This window comes from Rhodococcus sp. NCIMB 12038, assembly GCF_002165735.1.
Classification (GTDB): domain Bacteria; phylum Actinomycetota; class Actinomycetes; order Mycobacteriales; family Mycobacteriaceae; genus Rhodococcus_F.
The window spans coordinates 1-22,989 of the sequence record NZ_NHML01000012.1; the positions used below are offsets into that span (position 1 = coordinate 1).

22 protein-coding genes are annotated in these 22,989 nt (G+C 68.9%); 14 read left to right on the forward strand and 8 right to left on the reverse strand.

The annotated features are described in order from the left end of the window. From CA951_RS19160 to CA951_RS19175, 4 genes are all read left to right on the forward strand, one after another. A partial coding sequence (locus CA951_RS19160) for a biotin/lipoyl-containing protein (protein WP_143543073.1) occupies positions 1 to 223 on the forward strand: 223 nt, incomplete at its 5' end. 68 nt (positions 224 to 291) lie between these two features. Next, on the forward strand, positions 292 to 702 hold the full coding sequence (locus CA951_RS19165) for a DUF1707 domain-containing protein (RefSeq protein WP_087558355.1): 411 nt from the start codon (positions 292 to 294) through the stop codon (positions 700 to 702). A 1-nt stretch (position 703) separates the two neighbouring features. Beyond that, complete coding sequence (locus CA951_RS19170; protein WP_087558356.1) at positions 704 to 1,042, forward strand: hypothetical protein; 339 nt, start codon at positions 704 to 706, stop codon at positions 1,040 to 1,042. 2 nt (positions 1,043 to 1,044) lie between these two features. Further along, positions 1,045 to 1,377, forward strand: coding sequence for a VanZ family protein (locus tag CA951_RS19175; RefSeq protein WP_087558357.1), 333 nt, complete (start codon positions 1,045 to 1,047; stop codon positions 1,375 to 1,377). Here the strand turns inward: CA951_RS19175 and CA951_RS19180 are convergent. From CA951_RS19180 to CA951_RS19190, 3 genes are all read right to left on the reverse strand, one after another. Beyond that, a complete protein-coding gene (locus tag CA951_RS19180) occupies positions 1,341 to 2,129 on the reverse strand; it encodes a tyrosine-protein phosphatase (RefSeq protein ID WP_087558358.1) in 789 nt (262 codons plus the stop codon). The two genes, CA951_RS19175 and CA951_RS19180, sit on opposite strands and share 37 nt — an antisense overlap. Beyond that, positions 2,126 to 3,469, reverse strand: a complete 1,344-nt coding sequence (gene lat, locus CA951_RS19185; RefSeq protein WP_087558359.1) for an L-lysine 6-transaminase — start codon at positions 3,467 to 3,469, stop codon at positions 2,126 to 2,128. The genes CA951_RS19180 and lat overlap by 4 nt, the downstream gene beginning before the upstream one ends. Before the next feature lie 65 nt (positions 3,470 to 3,534). After that, positions 3,535 to 3,999, reverse strand: coding sequence for an Lrp/AsnC family transcriptional regulator (locus tag CA951_RS19190; RefSeq protein ID WP_087558360.1), 465 nt, complete (start codon positions 3,997 to 3,999; stop codon positions 3,535 to 3,537). Positions 4,000 to 4,029: 30 nt separating this feature from the next. On the opposite strand from CA951_RS19190, the gene CA951_RS19195 reads away from it, so the two are divergent. The 5 genes from CA951_RS19195 to CA951_RS43470 all read left to right on the forward strand — a co-directional run bounded on the left by CA951_RS19195 (position 4,030) and on the right by CA951_RS43470 (position 8,410). Beyond that, positions 4,030 to 5,160 (forward strand): 2-oxoadipate dioxygenase/decarboxylase family protein, encoded by a 1,131-nt coding sequence (locus CA951_RS19195; RefSeq protein WP_087558361.1) that lies wholly within the window; start codon positions 4,030 to 4,032, stop codon positions 5,158 to 5,160. After that, positions 5,157 to 6,674 (forward strand): aldehyde dehydrogenase family protein, encoded by a 1,518-nt coding sequence (locus tag CA951_RS19200; protein WP_087558362.1) that lies wholly within the window; start codon positions 5,157 to 5,159, stop codon positions 6,672 to 6,674. Before CA951_RS19195 ends, CA951_RS19200 begins: the two co-directional genes overlap by 4 nt. A gap of 30 nt (positions 6,675 to 6,704) precedes the next feature. Continuing rightward, positions 6,705 to 7,709, forward strand: coding sequence for an acyl-CoA dehydrogenase family protein (locus CA951_RS19205; RefSeq protein ID WP_087558363.1), 1,005 nt, complete (start codon positions 6,705 to 6,707; stop codon positions 7,707 to 7,709). Positions 7,710 to 7,761: 52 nt separating this feature from the next. Beyond that, positions 7,762 to 8,142 (forward strand): VOC family protein, encoded by a 381-nt coding sequence (locus tag CA951_RS19210; RefSeq protein ID WP_087558364.1) that lies wholly within the window; start codon positions 7,762 to 7,764, stop codon positions 8,140 to 8,142. A gap of 130 nt (positions 8,143 to 8,272) precedes the next feature. Then, positions 8,273 to 8,410 (forward strand): hypothetical protein, encoded by a 138-nt coding sequence (locus tag CA951_RS43470; RefSeq protein ID WP_179220244.1) that lies wholly within the window; start codon positions 8,273 to 8,275, stop codon positions 8,408 to 8,410. A 72-nt stretch (positions 8,411 to 8,482) separates the two neighbouring features. On the opposite strand, the gene CA951_RS19215 is transcribed toward CA951_RS43470, so the two are convergent. After that, the gene (locus tag CA951_RS19215; protein WP_087558365.1) at positions 8,483 to 9,877 is read right to left on the reverse strand and encodes an HNH endonuclease signature motif containing protein; all 1,395 of its coding nucleotides are present in this window, start codon (positions 9,875 to 9,877) and stop codon (positions 8,483 to 8,485) included. Positions 9,878 to 10,243: 366 nt separating this feature from the next. Between CA951_RS19215 and CA951_RS19220 the strand changes: the two genes are divergently transcribed. Next, positions 10,244 to 14,752 (forward strand): ATP-dependent helicase, encoded by a 4,509-nt coding sequence (locus tag CA951_RS19220; protein ID WP_218780508.1) that lies wholly within the window; start codon positions 10,244 to 10,246, stop codon positions 14,750 to 14,752. Position 14,753: 1 nt separating this feature from the next. After that, on the forward strand, positions 14,754 to 15,503 hold the full coding sequence (locus CA951_RS19225) for a DNA-formamidopyrimidine glycosylase family protein (protein WP_087558367.1): 750 nt from the start codon (positions 14,754 to 14,756) through the stop codon (positions 15,501 to 15,503). Here the strand turns inward: CA951_RS19225 and CA951_RS19230 are convergent. Both CA951_RS19230 and CA951_RS19235 read right to left on the reverse strand, forming a co-directional pair. Continuing rightward, complete coding sequence (locus CA951_RS19230) at positions 15,500 to 16,231, reverse strand: DUF1353 domain-containing protein (RefSeq protein ID WP_087558548.1); 732 nt, start codon at positions 16,229 to 16,231, stop codon at positions 15,500 to 15,502. The genes CA951_RS19225 and CA951_RS19230 overlap by 4 nt on opposite strands. Before the next feature lie 7 nt (positions 16,232 to 16,238). Beyond that, positions 16,239 to 16,817 carry a TetR/AcrR family transcriptional regulator gene (locus CA951_RS19235; protein ID WP_087558368.1) on the reverse strand — a complete coding sequence of 193 codons (579 nt, stop codon included), beginning with the start codon at positions 16,815 to 16,817 and terminating at the stop codon, positions 16,239 to 16,241. 53 nt (positions 16,818 to 16,870) lie between these two features. Between CA951_RS19235 and CA951_RS19240 the strand changes: the two genes are divergently transcribed. Together CA951_RS19240 and CA951_RS19245 are read left to right on the forward strand one after the other, a co-directional pair. Further along, complete coding sequence (locus CA951_RS19240) at positions 16,871 to 17,830, forward strand: oxygenase MpaB family protein (RefSeq protein WP_087558369.1); 960 nt, start codon at positions 16,871 to 16,873, stop codon at positions 17,828 to 17,830. Positions 17,831 to 18,014: 184 nt separating this feature from the next. Then, positions 18,015 to 18,551: a hypothetical protein gene (locus tag CA951_RS19245; RefSeq protein WP_087558370.1), complete on the forward strand. Its 537-nt coding sequence runs from the start codon at positions 18,015 to 18,017 to the stop codon at positions 18,549 to 18,551. On the opposite strand, the gene glpD is transcribed toward CA951_RS19245, so the two are convergent. Next, positions 18,529 to 20,271, reverse strand: a complete 1,743-nt coding sequence (glpD, locus tag CA951_RS19250; protein ID WP_087558371.1) for a glycerol-3-phosphate dehydrogenase — start codon at positions 20,269 to 20,271, stop codon at positions 18,529 to 18,531. The genes CA951_RS19245 and glpD overlap by 23 nt on opposite strands. 50 nt (positions 20,272 to 20,321) lie before the next feature. Between glpD and glpK the strand changes: the two genes are divergently transcribed. Then, positions 20,322 to 21,815 carry a glycerol kinase GlpK gene (glpK, locus tag CA951_RS19255; RefSeq protein WP_087558372.1) on the forward strand — a complete coding sequence of 498 codons (1,494 nt, stop codon included), beginning with the start codon at positions 20,322 to 20,324 and terminating at the stop codon, positions 21,813 to 21,815. Here glpK and CA951_RS19260 read toward each other — a convergent pair. Continuing rightward, positions 21,800 to 22,984 (reverse strand): PLP-dependent aminotransferase family protein, encoded by a 1,185-nt coding sequence (locus CA951_RS19260; RefSeq protein ID WP_087558373.1) that lies wholly within the window; start codon positions 22,982 to 22,984, stop codon positions 21,800 to 21,802. The genes glpK and CA951_RS19260 overlap by 16 nt on opposite strands. Between the last annotated feature and the right edge of the window lie 5 nt (positions 22,985 to 22,989).

Below are 22,989 nucleotides of genomic sequence, written 5' to 3' on the forward strand. Positions count from 1 at the left end.
GCATGGGGGCGGTGACGCCGTCACCGCCCCCATGCAGGGCACCGTCGTCAAGGTCGCCGTCGAAGAAGGCCAGCAAGTCGCCGAGGGCGACCTCATCGCCGTCCTCGAGGCCATGAAGATGGAAAACCCCGTCAACGCCCACAAGGCCGGCACCGTCACCGGCCTCGCCGTCGAACCCGGCTCCGCCATCACCCAGGGCACCGTCCTCGCCGAGCTCAAGTAGGCGCCTGCACCACTCGTGAGTCCTTCTCGGCCCCCGGGTCGAGAAGGACTCACAGTAGTCTGTACGTCATGTCTGACGTTCCCGAGATCCGTATCGGCACAGCCGAACGTGAGCAGGCCCTGAACTCGTTGAGCGAACACTTCGCCGCGGGCCGTCTGACGGTCCCCGAGTTCGACGAGCGCAGTCTCGCGGTCACGAATGCCACCACCCGCGGCGAACTCGATCGAGTGTTCACCGACCTCCCCGCGACCACGCCCGCCGCGCCCGCCAAGGCCGTGGCAGCGGCCACCGGCAACGACCAGAACTGGCGTCGCATCGTGATGTCGGTGATCCCGCTCGTCGCCCTCGTGCTGTTCTTCGTCGTCCCCGTCGACAACAGCTGGCTGTTCTTCCTGATGATCCCTGCCGCCGGCGCCATCCTGTTCGGCACCCGCGACGACCGGCACGATCGCCGCGACCGCCGCCACCGGGACCGCTGACATGGAACCGATCGAGGTCAACGCAGGCGGCTGGTACCTGCGCGCGCTGCGCGAGGACGAGCGGGTCAACGACCGTCCTGCGCTCGCGGCCGGTGGAATTACCGAACCCGGCTACATTGCCCGCCGCACGGCGCAGTGGCTGAGCGACGAGCACTATTCGTGGGCGATCTGCCAGCCCAACACCGGCGAACTGCTCGCCGAGGTGGGGCTCACTCCGTCCGGTGAAACCGCGACACTCACCGGCTGGGCGCGGGCCGGTCACGAGGACGCGCTCGCGAGCGGATCGGATGCTGTGCAACGGTTTGCGGAGGGCGCACTGGGGTTCACGGTCCAGCGGTGAGTATGCGTTCCATTCCGGTGGCGGCCCTCACGGTGCTGGCGCTGGTCATGTTGCTGTCCCCCGCGTCCGCGACGCCGTCCGGTCCCGAACATGCCGACAAGGTGGTGCACGCCCTGCTGTTCGCGGCGCTGGCAGCCGCCTCCCGGTATGCCCTTCTGACACCACGGATCACGGTGCTCTGGCTCGCGGCATTCGGGGTGATCACCGAGATACTTCAGGGCGTGCTGCCGATCGGCAGGCACGGTTCGGTCTGGGATCTCTGCGCGGACATGGTGGGTGTGGCGATCGGGTTGTCCGCTCAGTCCGCGATCATGCGCTCCCGCAGCAGAGTCTGAACTCCGGCGTCGAGGCCGAGTCCGTCGGAGAAGTACCGCTCGATCGTTCCGTACTGCTCGCGCAGGGCGGCCAGCGACACCTGCAGATACTGCTCGCGGACCCCGAGCACGGGTTCGAGTAACGCCGGATCTCCACCCGCATCGACGAATTTCTCGAACACGCCCGCGAACGCCGGCAGCAGGAGTTCGTTGGTCAGCAGATAGTCGTGGAACACGTCGTCCTCGCCGACGCCGAGGAGCAGCAGCAGTGCCGCCGTGGCCCATCCCGTCCGGTCCTTCCCGGTGGTGCAGTGCACGAGGGCGGGCGTGTTGCCGTTCGACGCGAGACCGCCGAACAGTTCCCGGTACGAGGACACCGCGCTGGGCATCTCGACGAAATCGCGGTAGCTGCCCTCGAAGTATTCGATGGCACGTCCGCCTCCGAGTTCGCGTTCGGCGATCATCGGGTCGGCGATCACCTGCAGCATCTGCGCGGGGATCGACCGGATCCCCTTGTCGGCGAGCACGTCCAACGCGACCGCGCGGGCCCCGTTCGGGAGTATGTCGGGGGCGGCGGCACGCTCGTCCGCGGTCCGCAGGTCGTACACCGTCCGGATCCCGAGACCGTCGAGCAGCGGCATGTCGGTGTCCGCGACCCGGCTGAGATCGGTCGAACGGTAGAACACACCGGTACGCACCTTCGCGCCGTCCCCGGTCCGGTAGCCGCCGATGTCGCGCAGATTGGGCACGGACGTGAGCGGAATCGGCGTCATGCGTCGACGGTACCGCCCAGCACCCGGGCCAGTGCATCCACGGCGGCGTCGAGTTCCGCGGTCGTCACCGTCAACGGTGGACGGAACCTGATCCCGCGCTTGCCGGTAGGCAGGATCAGCACCCGCTCCCGGTCCCTGAGATCCGCGACCACCCGGTCCCGCCGCTGCGGGGTGGGAAGCGTGATCGCGCACATCAGGCCACGCCCCCGCGGCTCGGTCACGTCGGCGTTCGCCCGCGCGAGTTCCCGCAACCGTTCGAGAAGGTGTGCCCCCGTCATGCGGGCCCGGTCGACGAGCCGGTCCTCCTCGACGATCTCGAGGATCCGGCGGGACCGCACCATGTCGGTGAGGTTGCCGCCCCAGGTCGAGTTGATCCGCGAACTGACGGCGAACACGTTGTCGGGGATGTCGTCCACCCTGCCGCCGGCCATGATTCCGCAGACCTGGGTCTTCTTGCCGAACGCGACGACGTCGGGGTGCACCCCCAGTTGCTGGTACGCCCAGGCGGTGCCGGTGAGACCGCACCCGGTCTGCACCTCGTCGAACACGAAGAGGGCGTCGTTCTCGCGGCAGAGCGCCGCCATCGCCTGGAAGAATTCCGGGCGGAAGTGGTGGTCTCCACCCTCACCCTGGATCGGCTCGGCGATGAAACAGGCCACGTCCGAGGGGTTCTCGGTGAACGCTCGCCGCGCCTGATCCAGTGCGTGCCGTTCGGCTTCCTCGACGTCCCGCCCGTCCGCGAGATACGGGGAGTCGATGCGCGGCCAGTCGAACTTGGGGTACCGCGCCACCTTTCCGGGCTCGGTGTTGGTGAGCGACATGGTGTATCCGCTGCGCCCGTGGAAGGCCTCGGTCAGGTGGAGCACCTTCGTGCCGAGCGCCGGGTCGAGGCCCCGGCTCTCGTTGAGCCTGCTCTTCCAGTCGAACGCCACCTTCAGCGCGTTTTCGACGGCGAGCGCGCCACCGTCGATGAAGAAGAGATGTGGTAGCGCGGGATCGCCCAGCACCCGGGCGAACGTCTCGACGAACCGTGCCATCGGAACGGTGTAGATGTCGGAGTTGCTCGGCTTGTTGATCGCCGCGGCCGCCAGTTCCCGGCGAAACGCGTCGTCGTCCGCCAGTGCGGGGTGATTCATCCCGAGGGCCGACGACGCGAAGAATCCGAACATGTCCAGATAGCTGGTGCCGTCCCGCAGATCGACGAGATGGGTGCCGCGTGAGCGGTCCAGGTCGAGTACCAGGTCGAACCCGTCGACCAGAATGCGCTCGCGCAGCACGTCGTGCACCTGGCTCGCCGGCAGCTCGCCCCCATCTCCGGTAAAACGAATCGCTGTGCTCATACCGAGAGATTACGTCAAAATTCCTGTCTATCGACGACGATTCGGCAACATATCCGGCACAGAGCTTACTTGTCGTAAAATGTTTGCAAGATGATCGTGCTGCGCGTATGGACGTTGGCGGTGGCGCGGATCTCCTGCAGCAGGTGTTCCAGCTCCCGCGGCGAGGCGACGCGCACCAGCAGCACGTAGCTCTCCTCCCCCGCGACCGAGTGGCACGCCTCGATCGCGGGGAGGTTCCGCAACCGGGCGGGCGCGTCGTCGGGCTGCGACGGATCGAGAGGGGTGATCGCGACGAATGCGGACAGACCGTGCCCGAGCGCATCCGGATCGATCTTCGCGGTGTACCCGCGGATCACCTTGCGGGCCTCGAGCCTGCGCACCCTCGACTGCACCGCGGAGATCGACAGCCCGGCCTTCTCGGCGAGAGTCGCCAGAGTCGCCCGGCCGTCGGCCACCAGCTCCCGCATCAGTACCCGATCGATGTCGTCGAGAGGAGTATGGGGTGCGTCGCTACGGAAAGATTCCACCACCAGCGCAGGCTAGCCCAGCGGAGGTGCATCATGGTTGAAACGTGGGAGCTCCGCGCCCGCTTCGCCCGCGCACTGGGCGCGGCGTACGGCCGGACGGTGCCCGCCTACGTCACGCTGGTCGAGGTGGCCGACGAGGTCAACGCGGACTTCGCGGCGAGAAACCCGGCCGAGGCCGAACGCCGGGGTGGCCTCGCCCGGATCACCGTGGAGCGCCACGGCGCGATCCATCTCGGTGGGCCCACGGAGCTTCGTCAGGCCGCCATCCTGTTCTCGGGCTTCGGGATGCACCCCGTCGGCTGCTACGACCGGCGCGACGCGCCCGAACCCGCACCCGTCGTCTCGATGGTGTTCCGCCCCGTCGACCCGATCGAACTGGCCCGCAACCCGTTCGGGATGCTCGCATCGATGCTCACCACCGCCGATCGCCGGTTCTTCGACTCCGATCTGCAGCACCGCCTCGAGAATGTCCTCGCCGCCCGCACCGTATTCCCCACGGAACTGTTGCACCTGGCCGCGCTCGCGACCGAGGAGGGCGGACTGACGGCGCCGACAGCGGAGCGGTTCGTCGCACTCGCGGCCACGGCCTTCGCACCGTCGGACACCGCGGCCGACCGTTCCTGGCTCTCCGCGCTCGAACGCGTCGCACCCGTCGCCGCCGACCTCGGTGGGCGCACGGGCGTGCGGGTCGTGCACCTCGCACCACGGGTCTTCGACCTCGACGAACTGTGCCGTCGGTCGGCGCGGCACGGCCTGAGGACGATCGACGGCACCGACCGTCCTCGTGCGGGTGACCCGGACGTACTCGTGCGGCGGGTGTCGTTCGGCGCCGCCGGCACACCGGGCGGCGTCCTCGTGGCGGAATCACGCGGCATCGCACTGACACCCGAGGGACGGGCGCTGTACGCCACCCACGGGGCGGACGAGTGCCCGCAGACGGAAGCGGAACTGGAGACCGGTGGACTGGCGTACTTCACCCACCGCCGCACCGGCGACGGCCACGTCGCGGAGCCGATCCTCTACGAGGACTTCCCGCCGATGCCGGTCGACTCCGGCCCCGACCACCTACCGTGGCTCTCCGAGACGCTCGGCCGGGCCGTGCACGACCCGTTCACGCTCTACCGACAGCAGCAGGACCATTCCCGAGAGAGGACAGCATCGTGAACCTTCCCGCCCCCGAGGAGTTGTGCCGACGCGCCGAGGAAGCACTGATCAGGTGCGGCGCCGAGATCACCGACGGCGGTGGACCGCTCGTCGCGCGCACACCGATCACCGGGACCGAACTGCGCACGGTGACGGCGAGCAGCGCGGAGGACGTGGACCGGGCGATCACCGCGGCCCACGACGCCTTCCTCGAATGGCGTTCCGTCCCCGCCCCCCAGCGCGGAGCTGTCGTGCGCCGTCTGGGTCAGCTTCTGACGGAACACAAGGCCGATCTGGCGGAACTGGTCACGCTCGAGGCAGGCAAGATTCCATCCGAGGCGCAGGGCGAAGTGCAGGAGATGATCGACATCTGCGAATTCGCGGTCGGTCTGTCCCGCCAGTTGTACGGCCGGACGATGGCGTCGGAACGTCCGGGACATCGACTGATGGAGACGTGGCATCCGCTGGGAGTCGTCGGGGTGATCTCGGCGTTCAACTTCCCGGTGGCCGTGTGGTCGTGGAACACCGCGGTCGCGCTGGTCTGCGGTGACACGGTGGTGTGGAAGCCGTCGGACCGGACGCCGCTGACGGCGATCGCCTGCGATGCCCTGCTCGCGCGCGCCGCCCGCGACGTCGGTACACCCGCCGGCATCCACGCCCTGATTCAGGGTGCGGGGGACGTCGGCGAACGACTCGTCGACGACGCACGGGTCGCGTTGCTCAGCGCCACCGGTTCGGTGCGGATGGGGCGCGCCGTGGGGCCTCGCGTCGCCGCGCGCTTCGGCAAGTGCCTGCTCGAACTGGGCGGCAACAACGCGGCAGTGGTGGCACCGTCCGCCGATCTCGACCTAACCGTGCGGGGCGTCGTGTTCTCCGCCGCGGGCACCGCGGGACAACGCTGCACGTCCCTGCGACGGTTGATCGTGCACTCGTCCGTCGCCGACGAACTCGTGGAGCGCATCGCTTCCGCGTACGGCCAGTTGAAGGTCGGGAATCCCTTCGACGACGGCGTCCTCGTCGGCCCGCTGGTGAACCGATCCGCGTTCGAGGCGATGCAGACCGCGTTGGACAAGGCCCGCGCCGACGGCGGGACCGTCGTCTGCGGCGGCGAACGCAGCGGTCACAGCGACTCCGCCTATTACGTCTCGCCCGCCCTCGTCCGGATGCCCGCGCAGACGTCGGTGGTGCGGGAGGAGACGTTCGCACCGATCCTCTACGTGCTCACCTACGAAGACTTCGACCAGGCGATCGCGTTGCACAACGAAGTGCCCCAGGGCCTTTCGTCGTCGATCTTCACCACCGATCAACGCGAGGCCGAGAGGTTCCTGGCGGCAGACGGTTCCGACTGCGGCATCGCGAACGTCAACATCGGCACGTCGGGGGCCGAGATCGGCGGGGCGTTCGGCGGGGAGAAAGAGACGGGCGGCGGACGCGAGTCCGGATCCGACGCGTGGAAGGCCTACATGCGCCGTGCGACGAACACCGTCAACTACTCCGATCGACTCCCGCTCGCGCAGGGGGTGGAGTTCACCTGATCGGCGGCGCCGACCCGCTAGTCTCGGGGCGTGAGCAACTGGACCGAGATGGCGCGTGAGATCGCCGAGAACGTGCTGTTCCCGGTGGCCGACAGCGTCGATGCCGACGGCGAGATTCCCGACAGTCACTTCGAGACTCTCGCCGCCGACGGCTTCTACGGACTCGCGGCACCCGGCGAAGAGGGAGTGACGCCGTCGGTACTGGTCGACGTGATGGAGACGTTGTGCGGCGGCTGCCTCGCGACGGCGTTCACGTGGATGCAGCACCACGGAGTCGTCGCCGGTCTCGCCGGTTCGCCGAACACCACCCTGCAGGATCGGTACCTCGACGGACTCGTCGACGGCACGGTGCGGGCCGGCGTCGCTCTGGCCGGAGCGATTCCCGTCCCGCCCACCCTGTGGGCACGCAGCGTCGACGACGGCTACGTGCTGGACGGGGTGTCGCCTTTCGTCACCGGCTGGGGCATCGTCGATCTGCTCCAGGTGTCGGCACGCGACGAATTCGACGACTCCATCGTGCACGTCATCATTCCCGCACAACCGCTGCGCGGACTCACCGCCGAGGAACTCCCGCTCATAGCGGCCCGCGGGTCGAACACGGTCCGGCTGAAATTCGACGGGCTCGCCGTGCCGCGGGATCTGGTGAGCGCCGTCGTTTCCCCCGAGGACTTCGCGAAGAGCCAGCTGTTCGGGTCGTGGATCAACGGGTGCATGGCGATGGGAATCACCCGGCGGGCGATCAGCGAACTGGAAGCCCTCGGTGTCGACGCCGACCCGTTCGAGGAGCAGGCCGCCCGGGCACGTCTCGACCTGAACGCGGCACTCGAAGGCCGGGCCGAGATCGCCGAAGCGCGGGCCCGCGCTTCGGAACTCGCCATCCGCACCGCCGCCGCCCTCGTCACCGCGAAGGGCAGTTCCGCACTGCTCGCGGGAAACACGGCGGAACGACTGATGCGTGAAGCCACCTTCGCCCTCGTCGCAGCGGGACGTCCGGCGATCAAGTCCGCGTTGCTGCACCGCCTGGGCCGCGACTAGCTCGCGGCTTCGTGCATCCCGTCAACTCCCACGTTGAAAGTAGGTTTCGTCCATGGCATGCCGCATCAGTGAACTCGTGCTCGGTTGCCGCGACCCCGAGGCGCTGGCCCGGTTCTGGTGCGAGGTCCTGGACTTCGTGGTGCTCGACCGCGAGGGCGACGGAAGCATCGAGATCGGGCCCCGCGAAGGGTTCGGCGGCCCGCAACCGACGATCATCCTCAGCCGCCGAGACGCACCGGAACCCGGGAAACCGCGGCTGCACATCGACGTCAACGCCACCGACCGCGAACAGGACGCCGAACTCGAACGCCTCCTGAAACTCGGCGCACGCCCGGCCGACATCGGCCAGACCGGGGACGAGCCCTGGCACGTCCTCGCCGATCCCGAAGGCAACGAATTCTGCCTGCTCCGGGCCCGGCTCGCTCCGCTCTGACGGTTCTCGGCGGGATCCTGGTGCACGAGCGTCGAGTTCGCGTGCGTACCTGTCGGTGTCGTCGCCTCGTGTCTGACGGCTCCACCCGTGACGCACCGCCCTTCGACCGAAGCGAGACAACGTGTTCAGGATGATCCGCGCAGTTGTGCTGGCGCTACTCGCTGTCGGCGCGTACGTGGTGTTCGCCGAGCACGAGTCGTCGACCGTCGAGGTGCCGTCGCCGTCGTTCGCTCCGGCAGTACCCGCCGCGGATCTCGCGACGGTGTGAACACAGGCCTCGGCTACGGCACTCGGTCCTCGGCGCGCATCCGGTCGCGGAGCCTCCGGCGGGCACGGTCGATCAGCTCACCGGCGTGGCGCCGGTGATTGATTCGCGGTTTTCTGTCCGGGTCGATGTGCGGTATTCGGTGCGTCCCGCGTACACATCACCGGGTGGCGCGTTGGTGGTCGCCCAACCTGCATGACCGTCGTGCACCCGAGCATGGCAGGCATCGCACACGAGCGTCAGCGAGTCGATGTCGGTGCGTCCACCGTTGCGCCACTCCTGCACGTGGTGGACCGCGCAGATACTGGCCGGGGCCGCGCAGCCCGCACGTGTGCACCCACCTTCGGCGGCGATGAGAGCTAGCCGTTGGTCCGCGCTCGCCACGCGTCGGAGCCGTCCGAGATGCAGGGGCCTGCCATCGTGGTCGAACAGGACGAGCACTGGGTGCGCGTTCTCCGCGAGTTTCAACGCGTCGTCGAGGGGAAGGAGACCTCCGGTGGCCGTGGTCGCCACACCGCCCGCCGCTTTCTCGAGTTGGGCGAGCGTCATGGTGATGATCGCGGTGACGGGCAGACCGCGGTGCCGACCCAGGATCTGAGATTCGAGCACGACCCGGAATATCGCACCGAGGGCGTCGTGGTTGCGTTGCGCCGCGGTGCGCGTGTCCCGCGCAGCCGCCGCGACCAACGCGTCACGGTCGATCGACGGATCCTCGGCGTCGCCGCGTGGCGACTCGGGGTCGTCCGGGTTGTTCATGCCGGGGCGGGCCCATTTCGCGAGGATCGGGTCGAGGAGGGCGCGCGCGGTGGGGTCGAGTTCACCGGAGATCTTCGACATCAGTTCGGCGTCCTGACGACCGAGTGAGATGCCGCGTCGGCGAGCCCGATCGCGATCGTCCGTGAGACGACCGTCGGGATCGAGGTAGGCGAGCAGTCGGTGACCCGCACTCTCGACGTCCTCCGGGGTGCCGCCACGCGCGCATTCGGCCAGGATCGCTTCGGCTGCGGCGACGTCCGCATTCGACACGGCGTGCGGGATTTTGCGCATGATCTTCGAGACCACCCGGGCGTGATCGTGGCCGATGGCACCGTCGCGTTGCGCGGCGGCCGTTTCCGGCAGTGCCGCCGGCAGGTCGTCGCCCGACAGTGTGTGCCAGGTGCCGAGGTTGCGGGCAGCCGACACCCGGGCCGACGCGTCCGCCGACGACACGCGCAGCACGTCGATCAGGAGTTTGTTCGGTGAGTTGTAGCCGAGCGTCGCGGGCAGCGAGCGTTCGACACTCTCGACGATCAGCCGCTGCGAGACCGCGCCTGCGCGGCGGAGGGACTTCTCGAGTTGCTGCATCGTCAGCATCACGTCGGAATCCGACACACCCGTGAGATCGGCGTCGAGCAGTCCCGTGACGGCAGCAGCCAACGCAGTCAGGTGTTCCGTCACCTGATGCGCCGCCAACCCCCCGGTCGAACCCATGTTCGAATCATACTGCGCCCCACCGACAAGTTCGCCGATCTATGCGCACACGGCGGATCGCCAAGCTCGACCAGGCACATGCGCGGGGGTCCGCGGTCATCTGCTTGCAAGCGGGTACGGCGACTCCCACGGAGATCGCTGAAGTCGTGGATTCCGAATTCGCATCCGAATTAGTCCATCGATTCCACGGACACTTCGACGAGAGCGGCCGTGTTTCCGCGCGAACAGTTTCTCCGCGTGGTACCTCACCACCGAGCGTCGAGGTGGGAGCTCGACGCTCGTGCCGATCGCCCCCGGACGGGCGAAATCTGGAGACCGCACACCATGTCCCCGCCGCCTGTCGGACCCCCGGTGCACTATGGAACGGTGACTGACGTCCTGGGCAGGTTCTCCGCTGCCACCCGCGAGTGGTTCGACGGTGCGTTTCCCGCGCCGACGGCCGCGCAGCTCGGTGCGTGGGAGTCGATCGCCAGCCGAGCGCACACGCTGGTCGTCGCACCGACCGGTTCGGGCAAGACGCTGTCCGCGTTCCTGTGGTCGCTCGATCAACTCGCCGCCACGGACGGGAAGGACCGCAAGACCAAGGTCCTCTACATCTCCCCGCTCAAGGCGCTCGGTGTCGACGTCGAACGCAACCTGCGCGCCCCGCTCGTCGGGATCACGCAGACGGCCAAGCGGCTCGGGCTCACGCCGCCGGAGATCTCGGTGGGTGTCCGCTCCGGCGACACACCGGCCGGCGATCGGCGCGCGCTGATCAAGAATCCGCCCGACATCCTCATCACAACCCCCGAGTCCCTGTTCCTCATGCTGACGTCCGCTGCGCGCGAGACGCTGACGCAGGTCGACACGGTCATCGTGGACGAGGTGCACGCGGTGGCCGGCACCAAGCGGGGCGCGCACCTGGCGTTGTCGCTCGAGCGCCTCGACCGGCTTCTCGACACCCCGGCGCAGCGCATCGGCCTGTCGGCGACGGTGCGGCCGCACGAGGAGGTGGGCCGGTTCCTGTCCGGTTCGGCGCCGATCCGGATCGTGGCACCGCCGTCGCCGAAGACGTTCGATCTCACCGTGCAGGTTCCGGTGGAGGACATGACCGAACTCGGTCTCGCCGAGCCCGCCGAGGGTTCGGCGTCATCGACCCCGCAGGCGGGGTCGATCTGGCCGCACGTCGAGGAGCAGATCGTCGATCTCGTCCTGGCGCACCGCTCGTCCATCGTGTTCGCGAACTCGCGGCGGTTGGCCGAGCGCCTGACGGCGCGGCTCAACGAGATCTACGCCGAACGCGCCGGGACGGTGGTCGACAAGAACCCGAAACCGGCCTCGCAGATCGGCACCCCGTCGGAGGTCAACTTCGGTGCGGACCCGCTGCTCGCCCGCGCCCACCACGGGTCGGTCAGCAAAGACCAGCGGGCCCTGATCGAGGACGACCTGAAGTCGGGGCGGCTGCGGTGCGTGGTCGCGACGAGCAGCCTCGAACTCGGGATCGACATGGGTGCCGTCGATCTGGTGATCCAGGTGGAGGCGCCCCCGTCCGTGGCGAACGGTCTGCAGCGCGTCGGCCGCGCCGGACACCAGGTCGGCGAGATTTCCCGGGGTGTGGTGTTCCCGAAGCACCGCACCGATCTCGTGCACTGCGCCGTCACCGTCGAGCGGATGGTCACCGGCAAGATCGAGGCACTCGCAGTCCCCGCCAACCCCCTCGACATCCTCGCCCAGCACACGGTGGCGGCCACCGCCCTCGAACCGCTCGACGTAGACGACTGGTTCGAGACGGTTCGGCGCAGTGGTTCCTTCGCGACGCTGCCGCGCTCGGCGTACGAGTCCACCCTCGACCTTCTCGCGGGCCTCTACCCGTCCGACGAGTTCGCCGAACTCCGGCCCCGCCTCGTCTGGGACCGCGAGGCGAACACGCTCACCGGACGCCCCGGCGCGCAGCGGCTGGCGGTCACCTCGGGCGGCGCCATCCCGGACCGCGGTCTGTTCACGGTCTACATGGTCGGTGAGAAGGCGTCCCGCGTCGGCGAACTCGACGAGGAGATGGTGTACGAGTCGCGGGTCGGTGACGTCTTCGCGCTCGGGGCCACCAGCTGGCGGATCGAGGAGATCACCTTCGACCGGGTGCTGGTCAGCCCCGCGTACGGCCAGCCGGGGCGGCTGCCGTTCTGGCACGGCGACGGTCTGGGCAGGCCTGCGGAACTGGGCGAGGCTCTGGGGCAGTTCCTGCGGGAGATCTCGCTCGGGCACGAGACCGAGGTGCAGGAGCGCTGCCGGACCGGTGGGCTCGACGAGAATGCCACGAACAATCTTGTTCAACTCGTCACCGAGCAGAAGGCGGCCACCGGGCAGGTCCCCACCGACCGCACGCTGGTGGTCGAACGGTTCCGGGACGAACTCGGCGACTGGCGCCTCATTCTGCATTCGCCGTACGGCCAACGCGTGCATGCGCCGTGGGCGCTGGCGGTCAGTGCCCGGCTGAGTGAGCGTTACGGCCTCGACTCGAACGCGACGGCATCCGACGACGGCATCATCGTGCGCCTCCCCGACACCGAGGACACGCCGCCCGGCGCCGACCTCTTCGTCTTCGACACCGACGAGATCGAGGACATCGTCACCGAACAGGTCGGCGGATCGGCGCTGTTCGCGTCCAGGTTCCGGGAGTGCGCCGCCCGGGCGCTGCTGCTGCCCCGCCGAACCCCGGGGAAGCGCGCACCGCTGTGGCAGCAGCGGCAGCGGTCCGCCCAGTTGCTCGACGTGGCCCGCCGGTATCCGACGTTCCCGGTTCTGCTCGAGACCGTCCGCGAGTGTCTGCAGGACGTGTACGACCTGCCGGCGCTGAAAGACCTGCTGCGCAGGCTCGCACGACGGCAGATCCGCATCGTCGAGGTGGAGACGCAGTCGCCGTCACCGTTCGCCGGGGCACTGCTGTTCAACTACGTCGGCGAGTTCATGTATGAGGGCGACAGCCCGCTCGCCGAACGCCGGGCCGCGGCCCTGTCCCTGGACTCGACCCTGCTGGCGGAACTGCTCGGGCGAGTGGAACTGCGGGAACTGCTCGACGCCGACGTCATCGCCCGCGCCGAACTCGAACTCCAGCGACTGCTCCCCGACCGCAAGGCGAAGGACCTCGAGGGCGTCGCCGACCTCCTGCGGCTGCTGGGGCCGCTCACCTCCGAGGAGGTCGCCGCACGGTCGACCGACGATCCCGCCCCCTGGCTCGACGAACTCGTGCGCGCGAAGCGGGCGCTCGGCGTGTCGTTCGCCGGTCACGAGTGGTGGACGGCCATCGAGGATGCGGCACGCCTGCGCGACGGGCTCGGCGTGCCGCTGCCCATCGGTGTTCCCGCCGCGTTCATCGAACCCGTCGACGATCCGCTGGCCGATCTGATCAGCCGGTACGCCCGCACCCACGGCCCGTTCACGATCACCGACGCCGCGGCCCGTTTCGGTCTCGGTTCGGCAGTGGCCCGCGACGTCCTGCAGCGGCTCGCGCAGGGCAAGCGGGTGGTCGAAGGCGAGTTCCGCCCCGGGGCGACGGGCAGCGAGTGGTGCGATTCCGAGGTCCTGCGCCGCCTGCGCAGACGCTCGCTGGCCGCGGCGCGTCAGGAGGTCGAACCGGTCAGCACGGCGACGCTCGGCCGCTTCCTCCCGGCGTGGCAGCACGTCGGGGGCACGCTGCGCGGTATCGACGGCGTCGCGACCGTCGTGGAACAGCTTGCCGGTGTTCCCGTTCCCGCGTCGGCACTCGAGTCACTGATCCTGCCGTCCCGGGTCGCCGACTACTCCCCCGCCATGCTCGACGAACTCACGTCCACCGGTGAGGTGCTGTGGTCGGGCGCGGGCAGCATCTCCGGCAAGGACGGGTGGGTGTGCCTTCACCCCGCCGACACCGCACCGCTCACACTGACCGCGCCCACAGAGTCGGACCTGACCGACGTGCAGAGCCGGGTGCTCAACACGCTGTCCGGCGGCGGGGCGTACTTCTTCCGGCAACTCGCGGACACCCTCGAGATGTCCGACGACACCGCGCTGGCCACCGCGTTGTGGGATCTGGTGTGGCTGGGTCACATCGGCAACGACACCCTCGCCCCGGTACGTGCCCTGCTGTCGGACACGTCCAGAACCACCACGAGCCACCGGTCGCCGCGACGTCCCCCGCGCGCCCGGGCGTATCGCAGTCTGACGGTGCCGGTGCGCACGGCGCCGCCCACGGTCGGGGGACGGTGGTCGATTCTGCCCGCCGCCGAATCCGATGCCACGCTGCGGGCCAGCGCCACCGCCGAACTGCTGCTGGAGCGGTACGGGGTGGTGACCCGCGGGTCCGTGATGACCGAGAACGTTCCCGGCGGCTTCGCACTGATGTACAAGGTGCTGGGCACATTCGAGGACAACGGCCGCTGCCGGCGGGGACATTTCGTCGAGTCGCTCGGCGGTGCCCAGTTCTCCACTCCCCCCGTGGTGGACCGGCTCCGGAGCTACGGCGATTCGCTCGAGGGCAGGCACACCACGCTGCCCGCCGTGACGCTCGCCGCCAGCGATCCCGCCAACCCGTACGGTGCGGCCCTGCCCTGGCCGCGACGCGGTGACGACGCGCCCGCGCACCGGCCGGGACGCAAGGCCGGCGGACTGGTGGTGCTGGTGGAGGGCGAACTGATCCTGTTCGTCGAACGCGGCGGCCGCACCGTCCTCACGTTCACCGACGACCCGGGTGTGCTCCGCACCGCGGCCGTCACGCTCGCCGGAGTTGTCAAGCGAGGTGGGATCGACAGGATCGTGGTCGAGAAGGTGGACGGCGACACCATCCACGGCAGCGACTTCGCACCGATCCTGACCGAGGCCGGGTTCTCGCCCACTCCACGCGGATTCCGGTTGCGAGCCTGACATGCCCGAAGGCGACACCGTCTGGCGCACAGCCAACTCGCTGCGCGACGCCCTCGAAGGCAAGGTCCTGACCCGGTGCGACGTGCGGGTGCCCCGGTACGCCACCGTCGACCTGTCCGGTGAGGTGGTCGACGAGGTGGTCAGCCGGGGAAAGCACCTCCTCATCCGGGTCGGCGACCACTCCATCCACACGCACCTGAAGATGGAGGGTGCGTGGCACATCTACGCGCCGGACTCGAGGTGGCGGCGTCCGGCGCACCAGGCGCGCATCGTGCTGGCCACCGAAGACCGGGTGGCGGTCGGATTCTCGCTGGGCATCACCGAGATCCTCCGGCGTGACGACGAGGAGTCCGCGGTCGGCCACCTCGGACCCGATCTGCTGGGCCCGGACTGGGATGCCGGCACAGCGATCGAAAATCTGCGGGCGGCCGGCGAGCAGCCCATCGGTCTCGCCCTCACCGATCAACGCAATCTGGCCGGCCTCGGCAACGTGTACCGCAACGAAGTCTGCTTCCTCCGCGGCGTCCACCCGTACACTCCGGCGTCCGAGGTGACCGACCTGCCCGCCATGGTCACGCTCGCGCATCGCATGATTCACGCCGACAAGAACAACTCGATCCGTCGCCGGCCGTGGGTGTACGGGCGGGCCGGACAACGGTGCCGCCGCTGCGGGACGGTGATCGAAGGCCACGACCTCGGCCGCCAGGAGATCTTCTTCTGCACGTACTGCCAACCGCCAAGAGCGGATTAGCGCAGGACCGTCGTCGGCGGTCCGAGCGGCGGAGGTCGGCGCGTGCGCCTGCGGCCGAGCAACCAGGCGGCACCGTCCGGCACCCACAGCACCGCGGCGGTGCCGATCGTCAGCAGATACGTCGGCGCGATCAGAGGCAGCAGGATGCACCCGAGCAGGGCGACGGGAAAATCTCTGCGCCACAACAGCGACAGTAGGACCGGCAGCACGAGCAGGAGGGCGGCCAGGCCGAAGTGCGAGGTCGCCACGGCCCACGGCACGCCCACCACCCAGCACAGCATCCCGAGCACCTGGTGCGTGATCAGCAGGAACCGGACGGCGTCGGTAAACGTCCAGAACCGGCCGACCTCGACGCCGACCCAGAAGATGCGGCTGCGGAACGGTCCGACGCCCTCGTCGAGCAGGCCGAGCCGGAACAGTTCGTCCGCGTGGCGTCGCAGCGTGTTTCCCTCCGGCCCCAGCGCGCTCGCACGTTTGCAGAGGTCGTCGTGCATGATCGCGGGAAGCAGTTGCCGGCCGTACGGGGTGAGCAGACCCTGCAGCGGCGCCGGGATCGAGGCGAGATCCGTGCGGAGCAGGCACGGCATCGGGGCGCAGCCGGGCACCGTCACCACCGTGTCTCCGTGGACGTAGACGAACTCACCGACGAGTTGGAAGAACTTGCGGTCGAGTACCCGGAGCTCGGGTTGCGGGCGAGTCGGATCGTCCACGGACACCTGGAACGGCATGCGCACCTCACTCGTGGCCGGCCTTGTTTGCCTGCACCACCAGAGTGACGCAATGCGCGACGAATTGCTCGCGCGACGCGGCAACAGTTCCGTCGAGATATCCGATGAACAGCGTCGTGAGGGCGCCGACCACCCCGACGGCGACGAGTTGCTTCTCCACCTCGTCGTCGACGGCGGAGAGCTGGTCGTGCACGAGTCCGACGAAGCCGGGCATGAGGTCGATGCCCCGCCTGCTCAGCGCGGGTTCGGACAGGGGCGCCAGCAGCAGGACGCGGCCCATGGCGGGATCGTCGACCATCAGCTTCACGAATGCGTCCACGGCCGCCTCGGCGCGCTCCCGTGCCGTCTCGGTGGACGCCACCGCCGCCACGAGAGCGGCCCGCGCCTCGTCTCCCACCGCGGTGTAGACGGCGCGCACGAATTCGTCCCGGTCCCGGAACGACTCGTAGAAGTACCGTTCGGTCAGCGATGCCGCGCGGCAGACGGCGCGCACGTTCACGGCGGGCCCGTCCGCCGCACCGAGCAGTGCGACGCCCGCCCGCAGCAGCGACTTCCGCCGTGCTTCCCGCCGGTCCTCCAGCGTCACTCTTCTCGCCCCAATCCTTGACTACGCGTGTTGTCAGATCCTAGTCTGACAACGTGCGTAGTCACTTGAACTCGGACGGTACGCCCGTCCCGGCCTCCGACCCCGTCCCCCTCGGCCCCGATTCGCTGACCTGGAAGTATTTCGGCGACTGGCGCGGAATGCTGCAGGGCGTGTGGGCCGGGTCGATGCAGAACATGCACCCCGGTCTCGGCGCCGGAGTCGAGGAACACTCCCGCTTCTTCGACGAGCGATGGGAGCGGCTCTACCGGTCGCTGTACCCGATCGGCGGCGTCGTCTTCGACGGCGACCGCGCTCAGCGGACCGCCGAACAGGTCCGGGGATACCACGACGACATCAAGGGGATCGACAAACACGGCCGCAGGTACCACGCCCTCGACCCCGACACGTTCTACTGGGCGCACGCCACGTTCTTCATGGGCACCATCCTCACCGGCGACAACTTCATGGGTGGCCTCACCGAAGACCAGAAGCGCCGCCTCTTCACCGAGCACATTCAGTGGTACCGCCTGTACGGGATGAGCATGCGCCCCGTCCCGGAAACCTGGGAAGCGTTCTGTGAGTACTGGGATCACATGTGCCGCAACGTCCTCGAGGACAACAAGGCCACCCGCGACGTCCTCGACCTGTCCGGACTCGGCGCTCCCCCGTTCCTGTCGTGGCTGCCCGCCCCGGTCTGGACGATCCTCCGCATCCCGGTGGCGAGGGGCTTCGTGTGGCTGACGGTCGGCATGTACGACCCACCGGTCCGCGACCTCCTCGGCTACCGCTGGACCACCCGCGACGAGCGCCTGCACACTCTCGTCGGCCGCGCCGTGAACGCTGCCTTCCGCCTCGTCCCCTGGCGGTACCGCTATCACCCGCGCGCCCGCGCCGGCTGGGACCGCGAGACCGGACGCGCCCCCGCGCACGCACCGCTCGTCCACACGCCCCGGCGCAATCTTCCCCCGGTCGACCGGCGCGACGACCCCCAGCACTACAGCCCGAAAGTCTGAGTTCCCAGGAAGCTCACAGGCAACGCCCACATTGCTCACGGGTTCCGGGACGACGCTGAATCACATGGAATTCATCGCTGTTTCAGCCCTCGTCGTCATGGCGCTCTCCGGGGTCGTCGCCGCACACGCACCGAAATCGCTCGTCCACACTCGCTGACCGCGTGCGCGTGGAATGCTCGGGGCCATGGAGTGGGACCTTCCGAAGCTCTTCAACCGCCCCGCGCAGCTGACCGACGCCCCGATCGACACCGAGCGTGTCGCCCGGCGCATCAGCGCCTACATTTACGGCAACATCCTGGTCCTCGCCGCGCTGATCCCCGTCACCAAGGCGCAGGAAACCGTCGCCATCGCGATCGTCGTCGGAGCGGCGCTGTCCACCTTCCTCGCGCACATCTTCGCCGAGTCCGTCGGCCAGACACTACGACTCGACCGCACCCTCACCCGCGCCGAACGCACCGACGAACTCCGCGACAGCCTGCCCATCCTGACGTCGGCCGTCGTCCCCAGCGTCATCCTGTGCACCGCGCTGATCGGCTGGCTCGAGCCGAGGACGGCGCAGTTGATCGCCGAGTTCGCGATGATCACCCGGATCGCGTCGATCAGTTACGTGATCAGCCGTCTCCGCCGCGAGAAGGTCACGTCCGGCACCCACTGGGCGGCGATCGGCCTCGCCGCCGTCGCAGCGGCCATCGTGGTGATCAAGGTATTTCTGACACACTGACCGGCGGTTCGAGCAGTTCGATCCGCGATTCCGGTGCCGCCGCCCGCAGCGCGTCGGCGGACAGGTCGTCCGGTTGCGCCTGCGACTGCACCTCCGCCTCCACCCGCGCCTGGTACGTCTTCACCTCGCGGTCGATGTCGTCGGCGTCCCAGCCGAGGACCGGAGCGACCAGTTGCGCCACCTGCTCGGCGCAGTTCACACCCCGATGCGAGTACTCGATCGCGATGCGGGTGCGCCGGGCGAGGATGTCGTCGAGGTGCAGCGCGCCCTCGGCCGCCGCCGCGTACACGACCTCGACCTGCAGGTAGGCCGGTGCGTCGGTGAGGGGCTGGAGAAGTTCCGGCTTGTCGGCCGCCAGGTCGAGCACCTCGCCGATCAGTGAGCCGTACCGGTCCAGCAGGTGCTTCACCCGGTACGGGTGCAGCCCGTACAGCTGTCCGAGGTGCACAGTCTGGTTGACCAGCGCGAAATAGCCGTCCGCACCCACGAGCGGCACCTTCTCGGTGATGGACGGCGCCATCCGCGCCGGGATGTCCTCGGCCGCGAGATCCACGGCGTCCTCGGCCATCACACGGTACGTGGTGTACTTGCCGCCCGCGATGGCGACGAGGCCCGGCGCCACACGCGCGACGGCGTGCTCGCGCGACAACTTCGACGTCTCGTCGCTCTCCCCGGCGAGCAGGGGACGCAGACCCGCGTAGACGCCGTCGATGTCGTCGTGGGTCAGCGACGTCACCAGCACCTTGTTGACGTGACCGAGGATGTAGTCGATGTCGGCCTTGGTGGCAGCCGGATGCGCGAGGTCGAGGTTCCAGTCCGTGTCGGTGGTGCCGATGATCCAGTGACTGCCCCACGGGATGACGAACAGCACCGACTTCTCGGTGCGGAGGATGATCGCGGCGTCGCTGACGATCCGGTCTCGGGGCACCACGATGTGGACGCCCTTGGACGCGCGGACGCGGAAACGGCCGCGTTGCCGCGACAGCGCCTGGATCTCGTCGGTCCACACACCGGTCGCGTTGATGACGACGTTCGCCTTCACGTCCGCGGTGCGCCCGTCCTCGCAGTCCCGGATCCGTACTCCGGACACCCGGTCCGCCTCCCGCAGGAAACCGACAACCTGCGTCGACGTCCGCACGACCGCCCCGTAGTGGGCGGCGGTGCGCGCGACGGTCATGGTGTGCCGGGCGTCGTCGACGACGGTGTCGTAGTACTGGATGCCGCCGGTCAGCGAGTTGCGCTTGAGGCCCGGCGCCATCCGCAGCGCACCCGCGCGGGTCAGATGCTTCTGCGGCGGAACCGATTTGGCGCCACCCATCCGGTCGTAGAGGAAGATTCCTGCCGCCATGTAGGGCCGCTCCCACAGCCGGTGGGTGATCGGGAACAGGAACTTGAGCGGCTTCACCAGGTGCGGCGCGAGGGTGGTCAACGACAGCTCACGCTCCCGGAGCGCCTCCCGGACCAGTCCGAACTCGAGCTGCTCGAGATAGCGCAGCCCGCCGTGGAACATCTTCGACGAGCGACTCGACGTTCCGGACGCGTAGTCGCGCGCCTCCACCAACGCCACCTTCAGCCCGCGGGTGGCCGCGTCCAGGGCCGCACCGGCACCGACCACACCACCGCCGATCACGACGACGTCGAACTGTTCGGTCTGCAGCTCGTCCCAGGCGGCATCGCGCTGCCGGGGACCGAGGAACTGCACACCAGGCTGACTACTCAACTCGGGCTCCTGTGAGATGACGACGGATTCATGCCCAGGCTAGTAGCTTCATGCGTGTGATTCAGTACATCGCCGCGATAGACCAGGGCACCACCTCCAGCCGCTGCATGATCTTCGATCACGACGGCGCCGTGGTGAGCGTCGCCCAGAAGGAACACGAGCAGTTCTTTCCGCGCGCAGGCTGGGTGGAGCACGACCCGAAGCAGCTGTGGATCAACACCCGCGAGGTGGTGGCGTCCGCGCTCGCGAAGGCCGATCTCACCAAACGCGACATCGCCGCGATCGGGATCACCAATCAGCGCGAGACGGCGGTCGTGTGGGACCGCAACACCGGAGAACCCGTGTACAACGCCATCGTCTGGCAGGACACGCGCACCGACGAACTGTGCACGCAGCTCGGCGGCGACGAGGGCCCGGGCCGCTACCAGAAGCGCACCGGCCTGCCGCTGTCCACGTATTTCTCGGGGCCGAAGGTCCGCTGGATCCTCGACAACGTCGACGGCGCCCGCGCGAAGGCGGAGGCCGGCGAGCTCTGCTTCGGCACGATCGACAGCTGGATTCTGTGGCACATCACCGAGGGCACCCACGTGACGGATGTCACCAACGCCTCCCGGACGCTGTTGATGAATCTCGAGACCCTCGACTGGGATCCGGAGATCTGCGCCGATTTCGGCATCCCGATGTCGATGCTGCCGGAGATCCGCAGCTCGTCGGAGATCTACGGCGTCGGACGCGAACGGGGGACGCTGCCGGGTGTGCCCGTCGCGGGAATCCTCGGCGATCAGCAGGCCGCGACGTTCGGGCAGGCATGCCTGTCCGAAGGCGAAGCAAAGAACACGTACGGGACGGGGAACTTCCTGTTACTGAACACGGGAACCACACCCGTGCACAGCAAACACGGCCTCCTCACCACCGTCTGCTACAAGATCGGCGACAAACCAGCCGTCTACGCGCTCGAGGGGTCCGTGGCCGTCACCGGCTCGCTGGTGCAGTGGCTGCGCGACAACCTGGGAATCATCAGTTCGGCCAAGGACATCGAGGATCTGGCGAAGTCGGTCGACGACAACGGCGGCGCCTACTTCGTGCCCGCGTTCTCCGGGTTGTTCGCCCCACGCTGGCGGCCCGACGCCCGCGGGGCGATCGTCGGACTCACCCGGTTCGTGAACAAGGGCCATCTCGCCAGGGCCGCCCTCGAGGCCACCGCGTATCAGACTCGCGAGGTGATCGAGGCGATGCGCGCCGATTCGGGCGTCGAACTCGCCTCCCTCAAGGTGGACGGCGGCATGGTCGTCAACGAGACGCTCATGCAGTTCCAGTCGGACATTCTCGCGGTGCCCGTCATCCGGCCCGTCGTCAACGAGACGACGGCGCTGGGCGCCGCGTACGCCGCGGGCCTGGCCGTCGGCTTCTGGGAGAGCGAGGACGACATCCGCGCGAACTGGGCCGTCGACAAGACCTGGGAGCCCGGGATGGACGAGGCCGAGTCCACCCGGCTGTACGCCGAGTGGAACAAGGCGGTCGAGCGGACCTACGACTGGGCGTGATCGGCGTACGCGTCGCCGAGCCTCGCCGCCGCGCCCGTCAACACGGCTTCCGGACAGGTCGCGAAGCACAGCCGCAGAGCGCTCCGGTGTTCCGCGGCGACGCCGAACGCCGATCCGGGGACGAAGGCCACACCGTGTTCGACCGCGGTCTGCAGCAGCGCGGCCGTGTCCAGACCCGAGTCGGCAAATTCGGTCCAGCAGAACATTCCGCCCACGGCCGAGGACACGTCGGCGCGGTCGCCGAACGTCGAGGCGACACCGTCGGCGAGTGCCCGGGCCCGGGACCCGTAGCGGGCGCGCAGCATCTCCAGGTGCAGGTCCAGCCACGGCTCGTCCGACAGCAGTCCGGCGGCGATCTGGTGGGTCAGTGACGAACCGCACAGGTCCGCACCCTGTTTGAGCAGTTCGACGGCCTCGCACACCCGGCGGTCGCCGTGCAGCCACCCGACCCGCAGCGCGGGTGCCAGGATCTTCGAGGCGCTGGACAGCCGGATCACCCGGTCCGACAGCGCCGCGACAGGCGCGGGCGGTGGTCCGTCGAAGAAGAGTTCGCCGTACGGGTCGTCCTCGATCACCCAGAAGCCGTAGCGGTCGGCCAGTGCGGCGAGGTGTTCCCGGCGGCCGGCCGCCAGGACGACGCCGCGCGGGTTGTGGAAATTGCTCACCGTGTGGACGACGGTGGGCCGCAGTCCGGACTTGAGCAGGCCCTGCAGGGCGGCGGTGTCCATGCCGTCTGCGTCGAGTGGGACGGACCGGACGTCGGCCTCCGCGGCACGGAACACCTGCAGCGCGCCGGTGTAGGCGGGTTCCTCGACGATCACGACGTCGCCGGGGTCGAGCAGCACCTGGGCGAGCAGGCTCAGCGCCTGCTGGGAGCCGTGGGTGACGACGACGTCCGCGGCGTCGAGTGGGCGGCCGATCTTGGCGCCCTCCCGTGCGGCGAGCACGTCACGGAGCCTGCGCAGCCCGGTGGTCTCGCCGTACTGGACGGACGCCGGGTCCGCGAGCGCGAGTTCGGCTTCCTTCCGGATCCGTTCCCGCGGAATGAATTCGGGGTCCGGCAGCCCGCCCGCAAGGCTGACCACGTCGGGCCGGGCGGTGAGGGTGAGCAGGTCACGGATGGCGGAGCTGTGCAGCCCCTCCATGCGGCGGGCAAGTGATTGCGGCATGTCGA